We start from the raw sequence: 16,536 nt of genomic DNA, 5'->3' as shown, positions 1-16,536 counted from the left end.
GCGGCCCCGGCACCGGGCGAACCGGCAGCCCGCGCGGCGTGGCCGCACCTGCCGCGGACACGGCGACACACGGGGCGGGGTCCCACCGCGACCGCCGAGCCGGTGGTATCACCGAACCACGACAACGATCTCGTCAGGAGGTCATATGCGTACACCAGGTTGTTCATCTTGCGAATCCGCGTTCGACCATTGCCATGGAACCCTGATCGTGCACGCGAGCCGGATCCCGGAATGCACCGACGAGCAGTGCCTCGAACTGAGCCATGACCGGCACGCCTTCGTCCTCGATTGCCGAGACCTCGCGGGCGGCTGCCGGTGCACCGACGACGACACGGTCCGCCGCCGCGCCTGAACGGTTCCGTACCCTGGCCCGGTGAGCTATGACCACGTGTTGCTGCCGTCCGGTGTCGCGTCGTCGATCGCGGAGGTCGACGCCTACCTGAGCACCCAGCAGGGTGCCCCCGAGTCGGGGACGGTGGCGCGGATCGCGGGCGAACTGAACAGACGCAACGCGGAACTGCCCGAGGAGGACGGCTTTCTCAGCACCGCGCCGGTCGGCGGCGCGGCCACCGGCGCGGTGCTGCACGTGGCGTGTCCCTACGACGCGATCGGTTTCGTCCGCCACCTGCTGTTCGAACTGGCCACACCGCTGAACTACGCCGTCTACGACCCCCAGCTGGCCTGGCTGATCGATCCCGCCGGGCACGTCGGCGCCATGGTGACGCACGGTGGTGCGGGCGAGTTCCCGTACCTGACCGAAGCGCTTGTCCAGCAATGGATCCCGGAGCTGAGCCCGCCCAACCCGTACCTGGTGGTCGAGCGCGGCGACCAGTTCTACATCCAGACCTACCGCGACAACTCCGGCGCGTACACCGTGGAATACCGGGACGGCGATCCCGACAGGCATTTCGGCACCACCGTCTCCGACCCGGCCACCGTGGCCGCCCTCATCTGGGGCTGGGCCAACGACGACCGCAGCCGTTTCCCCGGCCTACCTTGGTCTCGCGTCGATCTCTAGCACCCGTCACTGGTTCTGTATGGCCAGCCGGCCCGCCAGCGCGAGGAACGAGGCGCCGAAAACCCGCCGCGTCCAGGTGACGACGGCGGGCCGGGAGACGACCTGGTCGCGGACGGCGGCCGCGCAGGCGCCGTAGACCGCGAACACCGCGAAGGTCGCCAGCATGAAGATGCCGCTCAGCTCGAGCATGCGCGCGACCGCGTTCGGCGCGCCGCTGGGCACGAACTGCGGGAGGAACGCGAAGAAGAAGATGGTCAGCTTGGGGTTGAGCAGGTTCAGCAGCACCGCCGAGGTGATCACCTTCCGCGCCGAGGGCGCCGTGTGCCCGGGCTGTTCCGGCACGGCGAGCGCGCCCTTGTCCCGGAAGGTGCTCCAAGCCATGTACACCAGATAGGCGACGCCGAGGTACTTCAGCGTCTGGAAGGCGACCGCGCCGGCGTTCAGCAGCGCGGCCAGACCCGTGATCGCCGCGATCAGGTGCGGGACGGTGCCGAGCGTGCAGCCGAAAGCCGCGATCGCCGCGGCCCGCACGCCCCTGGACAGCCCGGCCGCGAGCGTGAACAGCACACCGGTTCCGGGGGTGGCGACGATGACGAGCGTCGTCAGCAAGAATTCGATGCTCATCTCCGACACGGTAACCCACGCCGGGCGGTGCGTAGTCCCGCTCGGGAGAGGCGTTTGCGCCCGCTACAGCGCGCGCCGCCCGGACAGCGCGCGGCCGAGGGTCAGCTCGTCGGCGAATTCGAGGTCGCCGCCCATCGGCAGGCCCGAGGCCAGCCTGGTCACGCTCAGGCCGGGGAAGTCGCGCAGCATCCGGACCAGATAGGTGGCCGTGGCCTCGCCCTCGGTGTTCGGATCGGTCGCGATGATCACCTCGCTGACGTCGACGCCGTCCTCCTGGTTCCCGATGCGCGCCAGCAACTCCCGGATGCGCAGTTGGTCGGGGCCGATGCCGCTGAGCGGATCGAGCGCGCCGCCGAGCACGTGGTAGCGACCGCGGAACTCCCGGGTGCGCTCGATCGCCTGCACGTCCTTTGGTTCCTCGACCACACAGATCATCGTCCGGTCCCGGCGCGGGTCGGCGCAGATACGGCACAGCTCGCCGTCGGAGACCGTCCCGCACGTCACGCAGAACTGCACACCGTCGCGCACCTTCTGCAGCGCGGCCTGCAACCGATCGATCTCCGGCGGCTCCACCCCGAGCAGGTGAAAGGCGATGCGCTGGGCGCTCTTCGGACCGACGCCGGGCAGCTTGCCCAATTCGTCGATCAGATCCTGGACCGGACCCTCGTACAACTGCTACCCCGGCTCAGAAACCGGGCAGCGAACCGCCGCCGAGGCCGCCGGACAGCGGTCCGAGCCGTTCCGCGGCGACGCGCTGCGCGTTGGCCATCGCGTCGTTGACCGCGCCGATGACCAGGTCCTGCAAGGTCTCGACGTCGTCGGGATCCACGGCCTTCGGGTCGATGGTCAGCGACACCACCTCGCCGCTGGCCTTGATGGTGACCCGGACCAGGCCGCCGCCCGCCTCGCCTTCCACCTCGGTCGCCGCGATCTCTTCCTGGGCTTCCATCACCGCCTGCTGCATCTGCTGCGCCTGGGCGAGCAACTGTTGCATATCGAACTGGCCACCTGGCTGCACGGGAGGGTCCTCTCTGGAGAAGGTGTCACCGGCCAGCCTAGTCCTGCCGCACCGTGTCCCCGGCGCGGCCCGACGGGTCCGATGTCGCGGCGCATGGTGGATAACAGGTTGGGTAGTTCCGGTGGAGACCGACCGAGCGCGCCTTACCATCGACACCGAGTCGGGGCCGGTGTGCAAATCTGGAGACAAAGATGATCGCAGTTCGTGCACGTTTCCTGAGCACCCTGGTGCTCACTCTTGGTGTTCCCAGCATCTTTCTCGGCGCTACTGCGCCAACGGCGTCCGCGGACACGGAGATCATCGATGCGACGGAGATCGTCGATGCGACCGAGTTCATCGATGCGACCGAGGTGATCGATGCACAGGAGGTCATCGATGCCGAAACCACCCCGGCGGTCGCGGACTACGGTGACGGTTGCGTCCTCTATCCGGACGACAAGGCCGCGACACTCGACTCGCTGCGCTTCCGGTGCTCGGCGGACCAGCAGGACGCCATCTTCCGCGCCGCGCCGCTGGGCGACGTTCCCTCCGGCGTGAAGTCGGGCTGGGTCACTCGTCCGCCGGTCATGCAAGCCGTCGCGCCCCCGCTGTGGATCGGCAAGACCTTCTACACCGGCCCGGACGGCGGCTACCTGATGAACCGCCTCACCGGTGCGGGCATCGAGGGCTGGCGCGCCGACGTCTACGCGGCGCCCGCACTGACCGACGGGCAGCCCGCCTGGGCCCTGAACTACGCGCCCTCCCCGACGCCGCCGGTCTACGACGAGATCCGGGAGGTCACCCCGGGTGTGTGGTTCGGCTATTCGTGGTGGCGCGGCGCGTTCCAGACCACCCTGCTGCTGACCTTCGCGCTCGCCTGAACAGCGAGTGTCGTTGACCCTCCCGTCGCTGGAGGGTGTTGGCTGGTGCCATGACGGCAACCGTCCCCATCGGGGAGTTCTCCAGGCTGAGCAATCTCAGCGTGAAGACGTTGCGCTACTACCACGAGATCGGCCTACTGGCTCCGGTCGACGTGGACGCCGGTTCGGGCTATCGGCGGTACGCGACGACGCAGGTCACGCAGGCACAGTTGATCCGGCGGCTGCGCGAGCTGGACATGCCGGTCCCGGAGATCCGCGCCGTCCTCGCCGCGCCGGACGACGGCGCCCGTGACGTCACGCTGCGCGCGCATCTGGAGCGCATGGAGGCGGAGCTGATCCGTACCCGTGCGGTCGTGGCGTCGTTGCGCTCGCTGCTGACGCCCGCACCGCCGATCACCGTGGAGTATCGCGTGGTTCCCGCGTTCCCGGCCGCGGCGATCGGCGCGACGGTGGCGCGCGAACACATCGACCAGTGGTGCGCGTCGACGTTCCCGGCGTTGTACGAGGCGCTGGCCGCCGCGGATATCGCACCCGCGGGGGTCGGCGGCGCCACCTACGGCACCGATTTCTTCGAACAGGACGAGGGCGCGGTCGTCGCGTTCGTCCCGATCGCCGGAGCCGATATCGTCTTGCCCCCGGGGCTTTCGGCGATCGAGTTACCCACTCGCAGGTTCGCCGTCACCGTGCACGAGGGCCCGTTCGAGGATTTCGACCGCACCTACGGCGCGCTGGGCAGTCACGTGGCCGAACACGATGTCGCGTTGCCCGAACCGATCCGCGAGTTGTACCTGCTCGGACCGGATGTGTCCGACGATCCCGCCGTCTACCGAACCGAAGTGTGCTGGCCCATCGCCCAACCGTGAACAAAGGAGACATCCATGACGCTCTCTATCGCCCACGTCACCATCGACTGTGAGAACGCGGGCGCGCTCGCCGAATTCTGGTCGCGATTGCTGGAGACGCCCGTCGATCCCGGCCCCACCCCGGAGTTCGCCACCGTCGGCCGGACCACGGGCGCCGCGACCGCGCTGATGTTCCTCCGGGTGCCCGACAAGAACCCCGGAAAGAACGTGATCCACCTCGACCTGCTCGCCTCCGACCGGGACGAAGTCGGACGCGCGATCGGCCTCGGCGCGAAGCACGTCGGTGACTTCGACGAGTGGGGCATGAAGTGGACGACGCTGGCCGATCCCGAGGGGAACCTCTTCGACATCGCGGCCGCGTAGGCCGCTCGACATCGCGACGACGGTCCGCACGGACCGTCGTCGCGGACGTCTGATCAGGCCAGTTCGCGCTGCAGGTTTCCGAGCACCTCGGCCTGGATCTTCTTCAGGCCCAGCGGCGCGAAGATGCCCTCGAAGATGCCCGCGATGCCGCCCGCGCCCTTCCAGGTGGTGCGCAGCGTGACCCGCGCGCCCGTGCCCTCCGGCGTGACGGTCCAGGTGTTCACCAGCGTCGAATTCGAGTCGCGCTCGGTGACAATGGAATCGGATACCGAGACGACCGCGTGCACGTTGCGCGAGCGCTTCTCGGTGGCCTGCAACGTCCACTCCGCGACGGTGCCCGCGCCCTTGCCGCCTTCGACCACCTTGTAGTCGCGGTAGTGCGACGAGAGAATGCGCGGACGCACCGTGTCGTAGTCGGCGATGGCCTCCAGCGCGCGCTGCGGATCCGCCTGCACGTCGATCGAACTACTGGCGCTGACCTGTCCCACAATGAGCTCCTTGTCCGGATGCGATGTCTCGACCGATCTCCATCCTGCACTGTCGGCGCAGGAGGAAGGCGCCGAGGGTGCCGCGAACTACTCCAGACAATTCGGTATTCCATTTCGCAACATATGCGTGACATTTCTCCGCCACCATGCCCGCGCGGTGGCCCCGCCGTTTGGTCCGTACTAGCGTCGAGGGGTGGCAGTGAGTCTGTTGGGGAAGGCCGGACAAGCACCGGCCGCACGCGAATCAGGATTTGCCGCGCATCGAGCGGGCGTGGACCGTCTTTTGGCGAGCTACCGCGCGATACCCGAGCACGCCAACGTCCGGTTGGCGAAGAAAACGTCGAACCTATTCCGCGCCAGGGCGAAGAACCCCGCGCCCGGTCTCGACGTCTCCGGACTGACCCGGGTCATCGCCGTCGACCCGGTCGCCAAGACCGCCGATGTCGCGGGCATGACCACCTACGAGGAGCTGGTCGCCGCCACCCTCCCGTACGGGCTCGCGCCGCTGGTCGTTCCCCAGCTGAAGACGATCACGCTGGGCGGCGCGGTCACCGGCCTCGGCATCGAGTCCACGTCCTTCCGCAGCGGCCTGCCGCACGAGTCGGTGCTGGAGATGGACGTGCTCACCGGCGCGGGCGAGATCCTCACCGCCACGCCGGACAACGAGCACGCCGATCTGTTCCGCGGATTCCCGAACTCCTACGGCACGCTGGGCTACACGGTGCGGTTGAAGATCGAGCTGGAAGAGGTGCGACCGTACGTCGCGCTGCGGCACGTGCGTTTCCGCGACCTGCGCGAACTGGAGGCGGCCCTCGCGACGATCGTGACGGACCGCGTCTTCGAGAGTGAGCCCGTCGACTATCTCGACGGCGTCGTCTTCTCCGCCGAGGAGAGCTACCTGACGCTGGGCCGCCGCACCGACGAGCCAGGCCCGGTCAGCGACTACACCGGTATGGACATCTTCTACCGGTCCATCCAGCACGACGGCGACACACCCAAGCGCGACCGCCTGACCATCCACGACTACCTGTGGCGCTGGGACACCGACTGGTTCTGGTGCTCGCGCGCCTTCGGCGCACAGCACCCGAGGATCCGCCGGATCTGGCCGAAACGCTACCGGCGCAGCAGCTTCTACTGGAAGCTCGTGGCGCTGGACCACAAGTACGCCATCGGTGACAAGCTGGAGGCCCGCAAGGGCAATCCCCCGCGCGAGCGGGTCGTGCAGGACGTCGAGGTTCCGGTGGACCGCACCGCCGACTTCGTGGAATGGTTTCTGCGCGAGATCCCGATCGAGCCGATCTGGCTGTGCCCACTGCGTTTGCGCGAGAGCGGCGACCCGGATGGGCCGGGCGGACGCACCTGGCCGCTGTACCCCCTGGAGCCGGACCGGACCTACGTGAACGTCGGATTCTGGTCGGCCGTGCCCACCACCCCCGGGCAGCGAGAGGGCGCGGCCAACCGCGCGATCGAGCGCACGGTGACCGAGTTCGACGGTCATAAGTCGCTGTACTCGGATTCCTTCTACGACAAGGATGAGTTCGCGGCGCTCTACGGCGGAAACACCTATACCGAACTGAAGAAACGCTACGACCCGGACCAGCGCCTGCTGGATTTGTATTCGAAGGCGGTGCAACGCAGATGACGACATTCAAGGACCGTTCCGATGTCTTCGCCGATCTCGGGACCAAACTCAGCATTGCCGAGATCTTCGAGACGCTCGTAGAGGGCGAAGTCCCGATCCGCTTGACGGCCTACGACGGCAGCTCGACCGGACCGCGGGATTCGGAGTTCGCACTGGACATCCGTACCCCGCGCGGCATCAACTATCTGGCGACGGCCCCCGGCGACCTGGGCATGGCCCGCGCCTACATTTCCGGCGACATGACCGCGACCGGCGTGCACCCGGGTGATCCGTACGAGATCCTGAAGGCGCTGGACGGGTTGAAGTTCCGCCGTCCGTCCGCGCTGGCCCTGGTGACCATCGCGCGCTCGCTGGGCTGGGAGCGGCTCAAGCCGGTCGCCCCGCCGCCGCAGGAGACCCTGCCGCGCTGGCGTCGGATCGCCTTCGAGGGCCTGCGCCACTCCAAGACCCGCGACGCCGAAGCGATCCACCACCATTACGACGTCTCGAACGCCTTCTACGAGTACGTGCTCGGCCCGTCGATGACCTACACCTGCGCGGTCTACGGCGACGAGAACTGGACGCTCGAGCAGGCACAGGAGAACAAGTACCGCTTGGTGTTCGAGAAGCTCCGGTTGAAGGAGGGCGACCGGCTGCTCGACATCGGCTGCGGCTGGGGCGGCATGGTGCGCTATGCCGCCAAGCGCGGCGTGAAGGTGATCGGCGCGACACTCTCGGCCGAGCAGGCGGACTGGGCACAGAAGAAGATCGCCGAGGAGGGCCTGGCCGACCTGGCGGAGGTGCGCCATTCCGACTATCGCGATGTGCCGGAGGGCGAGTTCGACGCGGTGTCCTCGATCGGCCTCACCGAGCACATCGGTGTGCACAACTACCCGTTCTACTTCGACTTCATCAAGAGCAAGCTGCGCGACGGCGGCTTGTTCCTGAATCACTGCATCACCCGTCCGGACAACACCCGCACCACCAAGGCGGGAGATTTCATCGACCGCTACGTGTTCCCGGACGGCGAGCTGATCGGCTCCGGGCGGATCATCTCCGAGATCCAGAACATCGGGCTCGAGGTGCTGCACGAGGAGAATCTGCGCGAGCACTACGCCCTGACCCTGCACGAATGGTGCAAGAACCTGGTCGCCAACTGGGACGCCTGCGTGGCCGAGGTCGGCGAGGGCACCGCGAAGGTGTGGGGCCTGTACATGGCGGGTTGCCGGCTGGGCTTCCAGCGCAACGTGGTTCAGCTGCACCAGGTGCTGGGGGTCAAGCTCCCCGCCGACGGCGACTGGACCGTGCCGTTGCGCCCGTGGTGGCAGCCGTGATCCGGTTCGTTCAGTAGGCCTGACTGCCCGCCTCGTTCAGGAGTTCATCCAGGAACGGGGCGGGCAGTTCGATGTCACCGACCTGGGCCGAGGCGGGCAGGTCGGCGCGCAGCACGCGCAGGATGCCGACCACGCCGGGGCCCGCGTCCAGCAGCGGCCTGGTCCAGCCGAGACCTGCGCAGGTGGTGACCGCGGGCAGCAACAGGTTGGTGGCCTCGCCGACCCAGCCGGCGGTGGCCAGACATTCGGCCAGGAGCAGCGCGGCGTCCAATTGGGCGCGCGGACGGTGCTTTTGCAGCGTGTGGTCGTAGAGCGCGCGGGCGCGGCGAACGGCCCGGTCGTCGGAGCCGGGCCGGTGTTCGGCGAGCAGCGCGCGAATCGCGGCGAGTTCCTCCGCCTCGGCGGTGAGCAGGGCGGCGCCGGTCAGCCGATGCCCCATTTGCAGCGGCGTGGACTCGCTGAGATCGGTGTAGCGGCGCTCCCCCGCCTCCAGCGGCAGCCCGAGGCGCAGCCGTTCGGCGCGGATGTGCGCGGCCAGGCGCGCCAGGCGGTTGTCGGCGGCGATGCGCGCGCCCTCGTCCAGCCGCGTGGCCGCGGTGAACAGATCCCCGCCGACCGCCTTGACCCGCGCGCCGACGACGAAGGTCGAGATCAGGAAGTCCACCGGCCCCACCCGGGTGACCAGCTCGTGGCTTTCGTCCAGCAACCGGTCGGCGGTCTCCAGATCACCCCCGCGATAACTCGTTTCGCCGAGTAGAGCGGCGGCCACGCGCACCGCGTGCGAGCGCGGTCCGGAGCGCTCGCGCGCGGACTCCCACGCCTGCTGGAAACAGCGGGTGGCGGTGGCGACGTCGAGTTGCTCGTAGGCGGCCGCGCCCTGGCCGCAGCGGCCGAATACCAGACCCAGCGGATCTTTCGAGTCCTTGTGGTAGTCCTCGGCCCATTCCTGGATCTTCCTGGCGCCCTCGAAGTCGAATCCACACAGGCGCACGAACGTGGTGAGGTTCGCCGCGGTCGAGACCGTCCACGCCGGTAGATCGTCCGGCTCCTGCAAGCAGTCCGCGACCCGATCCAGCACCCCCTCGGTGTGGTCGCGCGCGATCTGGTCCGAAGCGGCGAGCACCGCCGCCTGGCAGCGCTGCACGCGCACATCCGCGTCACCGGTGGAGCCGCGGGCCAGGATGTTGGACAGCCTGCCCAGCGCGTTGCGCGCCGCGCCGGACTGTTGCAAGTTGACATTCGCCCTGGCCACCGCCATCAGCAACTTCGAGCGCGAGGCCACCTGCTGCATCGGCAATTTCGACACGCTGCCCAGCAGGGTGGCGAGCCGGGATCCGTCGATCAGGTCCATCCCGCCGCCCTCGAGCAAGTCCAGCGCCATCTTCAGGTCGGTCGCGGCCAGTGCGTGGTCGACCGACTTGCGCAGCAGCTGGTGTTCGGCGTACCAGCGCGAAGCCTTGCGGTGCAGCGACTTCGACTTCCCGGGGTGAACGCGATCGAGCCGGGTCCGCAGATGCTCGGCGAACAGCGGCTGCATCCGGAACCACTCCGGGTCGTGCTCGATGCGCCGCAGGAACAGCTCCCGTTGCTCGGCCTGCTCGAGCAGCTGTTCGGCGTCCGGTTCACCGGACAGCGCCGCGGCGAGCGAGCCGCAGATCCGCTCGGTCACCGCGATCGACATCAGGAACTCGAGCATCTTGGGTTCCAAGGTGTCCAGCACGTTCTCGGCGAGGTATTCGCGGATGCCGTGGTTGCCCTCCGACAGCGTGGCGATCAGCTGAGCGGGGTCGGCGTTGCCGCGCAGGGACAGTCCGACCAGTTGGATGGCCGCGGGCCAGCCGTCGGTGGCGGTGTGGATCTCGGTCACCTGCTCGGGGGTCAGGTCGAATCCGTTGCGCTCGACGAGGATCTGCCTGGTCTCCGCCTCGGTCAGGCGCAACGCGGCCGAGCCGATCTCGACCAGTTCGTCGTGGACCCGCATCCGGCTCGTCGGCAGGCCGGATTGCTCTCGGCTGGTCACGACGAAACGCAGGTGGTGGCAGCCGTTGTCCAGCAGGGCTTCCATCGCCCGATGCGCACCCGCGTCGGTGATCCGCTGCCAGTCCTCGACGATCACCACGACCGTCTTGCCCGCGGCGTGGATCTCGTCGATGAGCGTGGGAATCACGAACGCGGCGGCGTCGGCGGGCCGCTCCTCCAGCACCTGGTCCAGACCGGCGCCGACCTCCGGATGCACCCGGCGGATCGCCTGGATCAGGTGGGCGAGCAGCCAGATCTCGTTGTCGTCGTCGCGGTCGATACCGATCCAGGCGACGGCGGCGGAGCCTTCGGTGAGTTCGGCGCGCCACTGCGCGGCCAGTGTGCTCTTGCCGAACCCCGCGGGCGCGTGGATCACCGCGAGTCTGCGCCGTCCACCCCCGCGCAGGGTGTCCAGCAGACGCGGCCGCGGTATCGGGTCTCGCGTGGGCGTGGGGGGACGGAATTTGGTCACGGCCGTCGGCGGTGCCGTCGTCGAGGTCGCCGAATGCTGCGAGACGGCGGGCCGCAGCGTCAACGGCCAGCTACGTCGCGCGGTGACCGCGGGACGGGAACCGGTCCACGCCACGGTCGGTATGCCCACCGCGGTCGGAATCGTCGGTTCGGGTTCCGGCGTCGTGTCCAGCAGTGCCATCTCGTCGGGCAGCTGGCCATGGCCGCGCTGCACCTCGCGCAGCATCTCGCCGAACTCGTAAGCGCTGGCCGGGCGATCTCGCGGACTCGGAGCCATAGCGTGTTCGATGACGGTGGCCACATCTGGTGGAATGTCCTGTTCGCGCAGGTCCGGCACCGGCTGGGTGGTGATTCGCAAGAACTGCGCCACCACCCGCTCCCCCGCCTGCCGCTCGAAGGCCGCGTGCCCGGTGAGCAAGGCGAACAGCGTCGAGCCGAGGCCGTAGACGTCGGAACGGATGGTCGGCTCGTCGCCTTTGAGGACCTCCGGCGCGGTGAACGCGGGCGAGCCGGTGATCATGCTGCTGGACGTGCGGAACCCGCCCGGGATGCGGGCGATGCCGAAATCCGTCAGCTGCGGTTCGCCATAGCCGCTGAGCAGGACGTTGGCCGGTTTCACGTCGCGGTGCAGGATCCGGGCGCGGTGTGCGCTCTCGATGGCGCCCGCCAGCTTGACCCCGGCTCGCAGCGAGTCCGCCCAGGTCAGCGGGCCCTGATCGCGGATCAGCTGCTCCAGCGACCCGTGGGTGCAGTACGGCATGACGATGAGCGGCATGCCGGTCGCCGTCACGTCCACCTGGAGGATGTCGACGATATTCGGGTGGCCGGACAGCCTGCCCATGGCTTGTTCCTCACGCAGGAACCGCTCCCGGCTCTCCTGGTCGATCTCCGAGGAGAGCACTTTCACCGCGACCACCCGATCCAGCGCGGTCTGCACGCAGCGATACACCACGCCGAATCCGCCCCGGCCGATCTCCACCGCACCGGACAGGCCCATCGCCTCCAACTCGTCGGCGATGTCGATGGGCGCCTCGCGCCGCGTGTCCGTCTCGGCCGCAGTCGATTCGGGGCGCGCCCGGCCCGAACGCGTCTGTGGATTCATGTGATCACCTCGAACTCACATCGAATCGGCGACATCGGCGACCAAACTCCGCGCCGACCCCGGACGCGTGTCCGATATGTCTGCGCATACTCCAACGTAGCGCGGCCCGGTATCAGGCGGGTGACGTTTCCGAACAGGACGACTCGTGCCGCCGGTCCGTGCGTTCCGCGCAGCTCAGCGCTCCGGCCCGGGGCTCGATGTCCGGCGCGAAATGGGCTCTCGCGCTCACCTTTGCAGGTGCCGCCTCGGCTCGTGACCGCCGCCACGTCTGGTCCACCCGGACGAATACCCGAGGAGGAGCCGACCAACCGGGTCCATGGGCTATTCGCCGTGGATCGGTCAGCGCTGCTCGGCGGGACGTGTCGCTGGAGTGATCCAGAAGGTCATGCGCTCCACGAACTTCCTGCGTTTGGTGTTCTGAAAAGCGGCGATGCGCCATCGGCCGTCCCTGCGGACCACGGTGTAGGTCTGGACCTTGGCCGGCGCCTGCTTCGGCGATCCCTTGTAGGTGTCGCCACGGCTGGTGACCACGGCGACGTCCGGACCGTAGTAACGAATGTCCAGCACCTCGTCGGCCAGCCGGGTGCCCTTCAGGACGCCCGCGAACAAGGCTCGGTGGGAAGCCACGATGTCCGCGCGGCCACGGTAATGGGTGCCGAGGTAACTGGTGTAGGTGGCGTCCTCGGTGAAGACCTCGCCGTAGGCGTCGGCGTCTCCCCGCCCCCAGGCGTCTGTCAGCTCGGCGAGAACGGCCAGGATGCCGCGCCGGTCGGTGCTCTCGTCGCCACTCATGATGGTGCCTCCATGGTAGATTACTTCTTGTGAGAGCTTTCTTCTTAGAAGAAGTCTCTTCATATAAGAAGAAATTAAAGGATGGAGGGATCCCGTGTCAACACCCGAGACCGCGCCGCACGGCCTTCGGCCGGACGCCCATGAGATCTACCGGCGCTATCTGAGCGCGGTCATGCTGCACGGCCAAGCCGGGGCGCGGGCGGTCGATCTGGGCGCCACCGACCTCTACGCGCTCAACATCCTGGGACTGGCCGGACCGATGACGCCGGGCGAACTCGGCGCTCGCAGCGGCCTGACCACCGGCCCGACCACCCGGCTGATCGACCGGCTGGAGGACGCGGGCTACGTCCGCCGCGCGCCGGTCCCGGGCGACCGGCGCAAGGTGATCGTCGAACTGGTCGGCAAGCCCGCTGATCTGGACGAGGTCCTCGCCCCGGCGCGGCGGCGCATCGGCGAGATCATCGGCGGCTATTCACCCGAACAGCGCGAAGTGCTGTTCGACTACTTCGGGAGGGCCGCCGCCGCTTACCAGGCCGCCGCCGAGGAGTTGCGTCCCGCGGACTAGGCGACGGCGAGGACGACGACCTGGGTGATCTGGCGGCTGTCGAAATTGTCGTCGCTGACCAGGACCAGGGTTCGTTCGCCGGAAGGCAGCCGGGGACCCCACGTCATACCCTCCACGTTGTCGACGGCGGCGAGTCCGACGTCGTCGAGGTCCACCAGCAGCCGTTTGGCCGCCGGGTGCGCGGCGCCGAGCGGGGCATCGAGGATGTCGGTCGCGCCGCTCAGGTCGGCCTCGTAGACGCGGATCTTGTTGGCCGTGCCCGGGGAGAAAGACCGTTCCAGCACAAGAAGTTTCGTGGGGTCGAGCGGATCGGCGGCGAGGATGGACGCGATCCCGGTGCCGCCGCGGCCGGGTTCGGGCCGCGACTCGGCGAAGACGGGCTCCAGCGGATACGCGTACTGGGCGAGTAGCGGTCCGGATCGAGCCTGGACGGTGATGCGCGCCGGCGCTGCACTGGTCGTGGTCGGCGGCGGCCCGTCCGGCAGCAGCGGCCCTTCCGTCGCGGTCGCGAACAATGCGCCGGCGGCGAGGAAGGTCGCTGCCTCCAGCGCCTGGTTCTGCCGCGGACCGGAACCGGGACGCATCCGTTCGTTCTCCGGAATCGGCAGCTCACCGGCATAGGAGCCGTCCGGGTGCGCAATCCGCACCGATGGGTCGGCCAGTAGGTCGCCGTCGCGTTCGCCTTCTTGCGTCCAGTAGTAGTCGCCGGTCCACGGATCGACCCGGATCTCCTCCGGGTCCACCGACATCGGCGGGTAGCAAGCGCCCGTCGCGGTCAGCAGCGGCCGGGTGCCGGTGATCGTCACCGGTCCGACGCCGCGCTCGCCGACCTCGATGCGCGCGGTGTAGTACCGCGCGGGGTTCTTGCTCGACCGATCGTCGCTGATCAGCACGAATTCACCCGTGCGTGCCGAGTAATCGATACCGGACAGGCCGCCCACGGTGGTGCCCTCGAAGTCCAGGCCCGACGCGATCACCTGCTCGCCGAGCAAGCGCACCGAGGGCGCGGGCGCGGAATCGGCGCCCGCCACCGGCGCCGATGCGAGGACGAGGGCACAACCGGCGATCAGAACATGGCGACTACGTCTCGGCACGGCTGCCAACCTATCCGGCCGGAAGGACGCGAACGTGCACGGGCTGGGAAACGACGGAAGCCCGCCACCGCGAAAAGCGGTGACGGGCTTCGCCGTTGCGTTCGGCGCGAGACTACTTACGCAGCGAGGCCGGAACCTCGAAGCGCTCGCCGTAGTTCTTGGCGAGGTAGTCGGCGCGTTCCACGAAGGCCTCCTGGCCACCCGGGTAACCGACGATGAACTGGTGCACACCACCGGTCCAGGCCGGGAAGCCGATGCCGAAGATCGAGCCGATGTTGGCGTCGGCGGTGGAGGTGAGCACGCCCTCGTCGAAACACTTCTGGGTCTCGATCGCCTCCGCGAACAGCATGCGGTCGATCAGATCCTGCAGCGGGACGCCGAAGTCCGCCGAGGTCTTGAAGTGCTCGCGCAGGCCGGCCCACAGACCGGTGCGCTTGCCGTTCTCGTCGTACTCGTAGAAGCCGGCCTTCTCCAGGCGACCCGGACGACCCTCGGACACCATGTAGTCGATGACATCCTGCGCCGGGTGCCGCTTGACGCCCAGGGTGGTGTCGCCGGCTTGCGCGGCTTCCAAGGTCTCCTTGGCGATCTTCTGCATGAGCTTCATGTTCAGCTCGTCCGACAGCTGCAGCGGCGCGGCCGGGTAGCCCGCCTGCAGACCGGCCTGCTCGATCGTGGCGGGCTCGATGCCCTCCTTGAGCATGGCGATCGCCTCGTTGACGAAGGTGCCGATCACGCGCGAGGTGAAGAAGCCACGGCTGTCGTTGACGACGATCGGGGTCTTCTTGATCGCGAGGGTGTAGTCGAACACCCGGGCCAGCGCCTCGTCCGAGGTCTTCTCACCCTTGATGATCTCGACGAGCGGCATCTTGTCGACCGGCGAGAAGAAGTGGATACCGATGAAGTCCTCCTGGCGCTTCACGCCGGTCGCCAGACCGGTGATCGGCAGGGTGGAGGTGTTCGAGCCGAGCAACGCGTCGGGGGTGACGATGTCCTCGATCTCCTGGAACACCTTGTGCTTGAGCTCGGTGTTCTCGAAGACGGCCTCGATGACGAAGTCGACGCCCGCGAAGTCGGCCGGATCCGCGGTCGGCTTGATCCGGTCCAGCAGCGCCTTGGACTTCTCCTCGGTGGTCTTGCCCCGGGAGAGAGCCTTGGCCTCGATCTTTTCGGAGTAGTTCTTGCCGCGCTCGGCCGCCTCGATCGAGACGTCCTTCAGCACGACCTCGTAGCCCGCCTTGGCGGAGACGTACGCGATGCCCGCGCCCATCATGCCCGCGCCGAGCACGCCGACCTTCTTGATCTCCTTCTTCGGCACGTCCTTCGGACGCGAACCGCCGTTGTTGATCGTCTGCAGGTCGAAGAAGAACGCCTGGATCATGTTCTTCGCGACCGGGCCGGTGAGCAGGTGCACGAAGTAGCGGGACTCGATCAGCGACGCGTTGTCGATGTCGACCTGCGAGCCCTCGACCGCGGCCGACATGATGGCGCGCGGCGCGGGCATGTTCGCGCCCTTGATCTGCTTGCGCAGGTTCGCCGGGAAGGCGGGCAGGTTCGCCGCGAACGCGGGCGAGGACGGGGTGCCGCCGGGGATCTTGAAGCCCTTCTTGTCCCAGGGCTGCACGCCGGCGTCGGGGTTGGCCTTGATCCACGCCTTGGCGGCGGGGACCAGCTCCTCGATCGAGCCGACCAGCTCGTCGACCAGGCCGATCTCCTTGGCCTTGGCCGGCTTGTTGCGCTGGCCCTGCAGCAGCACCTGCATCAGGGCGTTCTGCAGGCCGAGCATGCGCACGGTGCGGATGATGCCGCCGCCCGCGGGCAGCAGGCCGAGGGTGGCTTCCGGCAGACCGATCTGCGAACCCGGCACGTCCGCCGCGATGCGGTGGTGGGTGGCCAGCGCGATCTCCAGACCGCCGCCCAGCGCCGCGCCGTTGATCGCGGCGACGACCGGCTTGCCCAGCTGCTCCAGGCGACGCAGGGCGCTCTTGATCTCGCCGAGCTCCTCCATCAGCGCCTGGGCGTCGTCCGGGCCGACCTTCATCATGTTCTTCAGGTCGCCGCCGGCGAAGAAGGTCTTCTTCGCGGAGGTCAGGACGACACCGGTGATGTTGTCCTTCTCCGCCTCGAGCCGGTCGACGGTGGCGGTCATCGACTTCTTGTACAGCTCGTTCATGGTGTTGGCGCCCTGGTTCGGGTCGTCCATCGTCAGTACGACGATGCCGTCCGAATCCTGCTCCCAACCGATCATGTTGGTTTCGCTCACAGCTCTGTGTCTCCTAAGTGAATTGGCGGCGTTCGCGGCCC

The 16,536-nt window shown here is 68.2% G+C and carries 16 protein-coding genes; 8 read left to right on the top strand and 8 right to left on the bottom strand.

Annotated features, from left to right (window positions below; genetic code table 11):
- Positions 1-145 precede the first annotated feature (145 nt).
- Positions 146-352 (top strand): hypothetical protein, encoded by a 207-nt coding sequence (locus ABZ420_RS24560; protein ID WP_357126930.1) that lies wholly within the window; start codon positions 146-148, stop codon positions 350-352.
- A 21-nt stretch (positions 353-373) separates the two neighbouring features.
- Positions 374-1,018, top strand: a complete 645-nt coding sequence (locus ABZ420_RS24555) for a hypothetical protein (RefSeq protein WP_357126927.1) — start codon at positions 374-376, stop codon at positions 1,016-1,018.
- A gap of 6 nt (positions 1,019-1,024) precedes the next feature.
- Here the strand turns inward: ABZ420_RS24555 and ABZ420_RS24550 are convergent, their stop codons facing one another.
- The 3 genes from ABZ420_RS24550 to ABZ420_RS24540 form a co-directional block, all read right to left on the bottom strand.
- The gene (locus ABZ420_RS24550; RefSeq protein WP_357126924.1) at positions 1,025-1,642 is read right to left on the bottom strand and encodes a LysE family translocator; all 618 of its coding nucleotides are present in this window, start codon (positions 1,640-1,642) and stop codon (positions 1,025-1,027) included.
- A 63-nt stretch (positions 1,643-1,705) separates the two neighbouring features.
- Positions 1,706-2,314, bottom strand: coding sequence for a recombination mediator RecR (gene recR / locus ABZ420_RS24545; RefSeq protein WP_040864415.1), 609 nt, complete (start codon positions 2,312-2,314; stop codon positions 1,706-1,708).
- 13 nt (positions 2,315-2,327) lie between these two features.
- Positions 2,328-2,660, bottom strand: a complete 333-nt coding sequence (locus ABZ420_RS24540; protein WP_062972321.1) for a YbaB/EbfC family nucleoid-associated protein — start codon at positions 2,658-2,660, stop codon at positions 2,328-2,330.
- A 191-nt stretch (positions 2,661-2,851) separates the two neighbouring features.
- On the opposite strand from ABZ420_RS24540, the gene ABZ420_RS24535 reads away from it, so the two are divergent.
- Genes ABZ420_RS24535 through ABZ420_RS24525 form a run of 3 tightly spaced genes read left to right on the top strand, consistent with a single transcriptional unit; the run spans position 2,852 to position 4,746 of the window.
- The gene (locus ABZ420_RS24535; protein WP_357126921.1) at positions 2,852-3,520 is read left to right on the top strand and encodes a hypothetical protein; all 669 of its coding nucleotides are present in this window, start codon (positions 2,852-2,854) and stop codon (positions 3,518-3,520) included.
- 50 nt (positions 3,521-3,570) lie between these two features.
- Entirely contained in the window at positions 3,571-4,383 is an 813-nt protein-coding gene (locus tag ABZ420_RS24530; protein WP_357126918.1) for a MerR family transcriptional regulator, read from the top strand.
- A gap of 15 nt (positions 4,384-4,398) precedes the next feature.
- Positions 4,399-4,746, top strand: a complete 348-nt coding sequence (locus ABZ420_RS24525; protein WP_357126915.1) for a VOC family protein — start codon at positions 4,399-4,401, stop codon at positions 4,744-4,746.
- A gap of 53 nt (positions 4,747-4,799) precedes the next feature.
- On the opposite strand, the gene ABZ420_RS24520 is transcribed toward ABZ420_RS24525, so the two are convergent.
- Complete coding sequence (locus ABZ420_RS24520; protein WP_040864411.1) at positions 4,800-5,234, bottom strand: SRPBCC family protein; 435 nt, start codon at positions 5,232-5,234, stop codon at positions 4,800-4,802.
- Positions 5,235-5,433: 199 nt separating this feature from the next.
- On the opposite strand from ABZ420_RS24520, the gene ABZ420_RS24515 reads away from it, so the two are divergent.
- Complete coding sequence (locus ABZ420_RS24515; RefSeq protein ID WP_357127088.1) at positions 5,434-6,876, top strand: FAD-binding oxidoreductase; 1,443 nt, start codon at positions 5,434-5,436, stop codon at positions 6,874-6,876.
- Positions 6,873-8,189 carry a class I SAM-dependent methyltransferase gene (locus ABZ420_RS24510; protein WP_040864410.1) on the top strand — a complete coding sequence of 439 codons (1,317 nt, stop codon included), beginning with the start codon at positions 6,873-6,875 and terminating at the stop codon, positions 8,187-8,189. Before ABZ420_RS24515 ends, ABZ420_RS24510 begins: the two co-directional genes overlap by 4 nt.
- A gap of 10 nt (positions 8,190-8,199) precedes the next feature.
- Here ABZ420_RS24510 and ABZ420_RS24505 read toward each other — a convergent pair whose 3' ends face one another.
- On the bottom strand, positions 8,200-11,781 hold the full coding sequence (locus ABZ420_RS24505) for a protein kinase (protein WP_357126913.1): 3,582 nt from the start codon (positions 11,779-11,781) through the stop codon (positions 8,200-8,202).
- Between the two features lie 339 nt (positions 11,782-12,120).
- Complete coding sequence (locus tag ABZ420_RS24500) at positions 12,121-12,573, bottom strand: SgcJ/EcaC family oxidoreductase (protein WP_357126910.1); 453 nt, start codon at positions 12,571-12,573, stop codon at positions 12,121-12,123.
- Between the two features lie 94 nt (positions 12,574-12,667).
- Between ABZ420_RS24500 and ABZ420_RS24495 the strand changes: the two genes are divergently transcribed.
- Complete coding sequence (locus tag ABZ420_RS24495; RefSeq protein ID WP_357126907.1) at positions 12,668-13,138, top strand: MarR family transcriptional regulator; 471 nt, start codon at positions 12,668-12,670, stop codon at positions 13,136-13,138.
- On the opposite strand, the gene ABZ420_RS24490 is transcribed toward ABZ420_RS24495, so the two are convergent.
- A complete protein-coding gene (locus ABZ420_RS24490) occupies positions 13,135-14,232 on the bottom strand; it encodes an esterase-like activity of phytase family protein (protein WP_357126904.1) in 1,098 nt (365 codons plus the stop codon). The two genes, ABZ420_RS24495 and ABZ420_RS24490, sit on opposite strands and share 4 nt — an antisense overlap.
- A gap of 112 nt (positions 14,233-14,344) precedes the next feature.
- Entirely contained in the window at positions 14,345-16,495 is a 2,151-nt protein-coding gene (locus ABZ420_RS24485; protein ID WP_357126901.1) for a 3-hydroxyacyl-CoA dehydrogenase NAD-binding domain-containing protein, read from the bottom strand.
- Positions 16,496-16,536: the final 41 nt, after the last annotated feature.

Source organism: Nocardia sp. NPDC005745 (assembly GCF_040630775.1).
Taxonomy (GTDB): Bacteria; Actinomycetota; Actinomycetes; order Mycobacteriales; family Mycobacteriaceae; genus Nocardia.
This window is presented reverse-complemented; position numbering and strand designations above follow the sequence as displayed.

What these genes read in the sequence shown, in the direction of transcription:
- ABZ420_RS24535 (WP_357126921.1), top strand. Translation starts at nt 2,852, where the DNA reads ATGATCGCAGTTCGTGCACGTTTCCTGAGCACCCTGGTGCTCACTCTT.
- ABZ420_RS24505 (WP_357126913.1), bottom strand. Translation starts at nt 11,781, where the DNA reads ATGAATCCACAGACGCGTTCGGGCCGGGCGCGCCCCGAATCGACTGCG.
- ABZ420_RS24510 (WP_040864410.1), top strand. Translation starts at nt 6,873, where the DNA reads ATGACGACATTCAAGGACCGTTCCGATGTCTTCGCCGATCTCGGGACC.
- ABZ420_RS24525 (WP_357126915.1), top strand. Translation starts at nt 4,399, where the DNA reads ATGACGCTCTCTATCGCCCACGTCACCATCGACTGTGAGAACGCGGGC.
- ABZ420_RS24500 (WP_357126910.1), bottom strand. Translation starts at nt 12,573, where the DNA reads ATGAGTGGCGACGAGAGCACCGACCGGCGCGGCATCCTGGCCGTTCTC.
- ABZ420_RS24550 (WP_357126924.1), bottom strand. Translation starts at nt 1,642, where the DNA reads ATGAGCATCGAATTCTTGCTGACGACGCTCGTCATCGTCGCCACCCCC.
- ABZ420_RS24560 (WP_357126930.1), top strand. Translation starts at nt 146, where the DNA reads ATGCGTACACCAGGTTGTTCATCTTGCGAATCCGCGTTCGACCATTGC.
- ABZ420_RS24530 (WP_357126918.1), top strand. Translation starts at nt 3,571, where the DNA reads ATGACGGCAACCGTCCCCATCGGGGAGTTCTCCAGGCTGAGCAATCTC.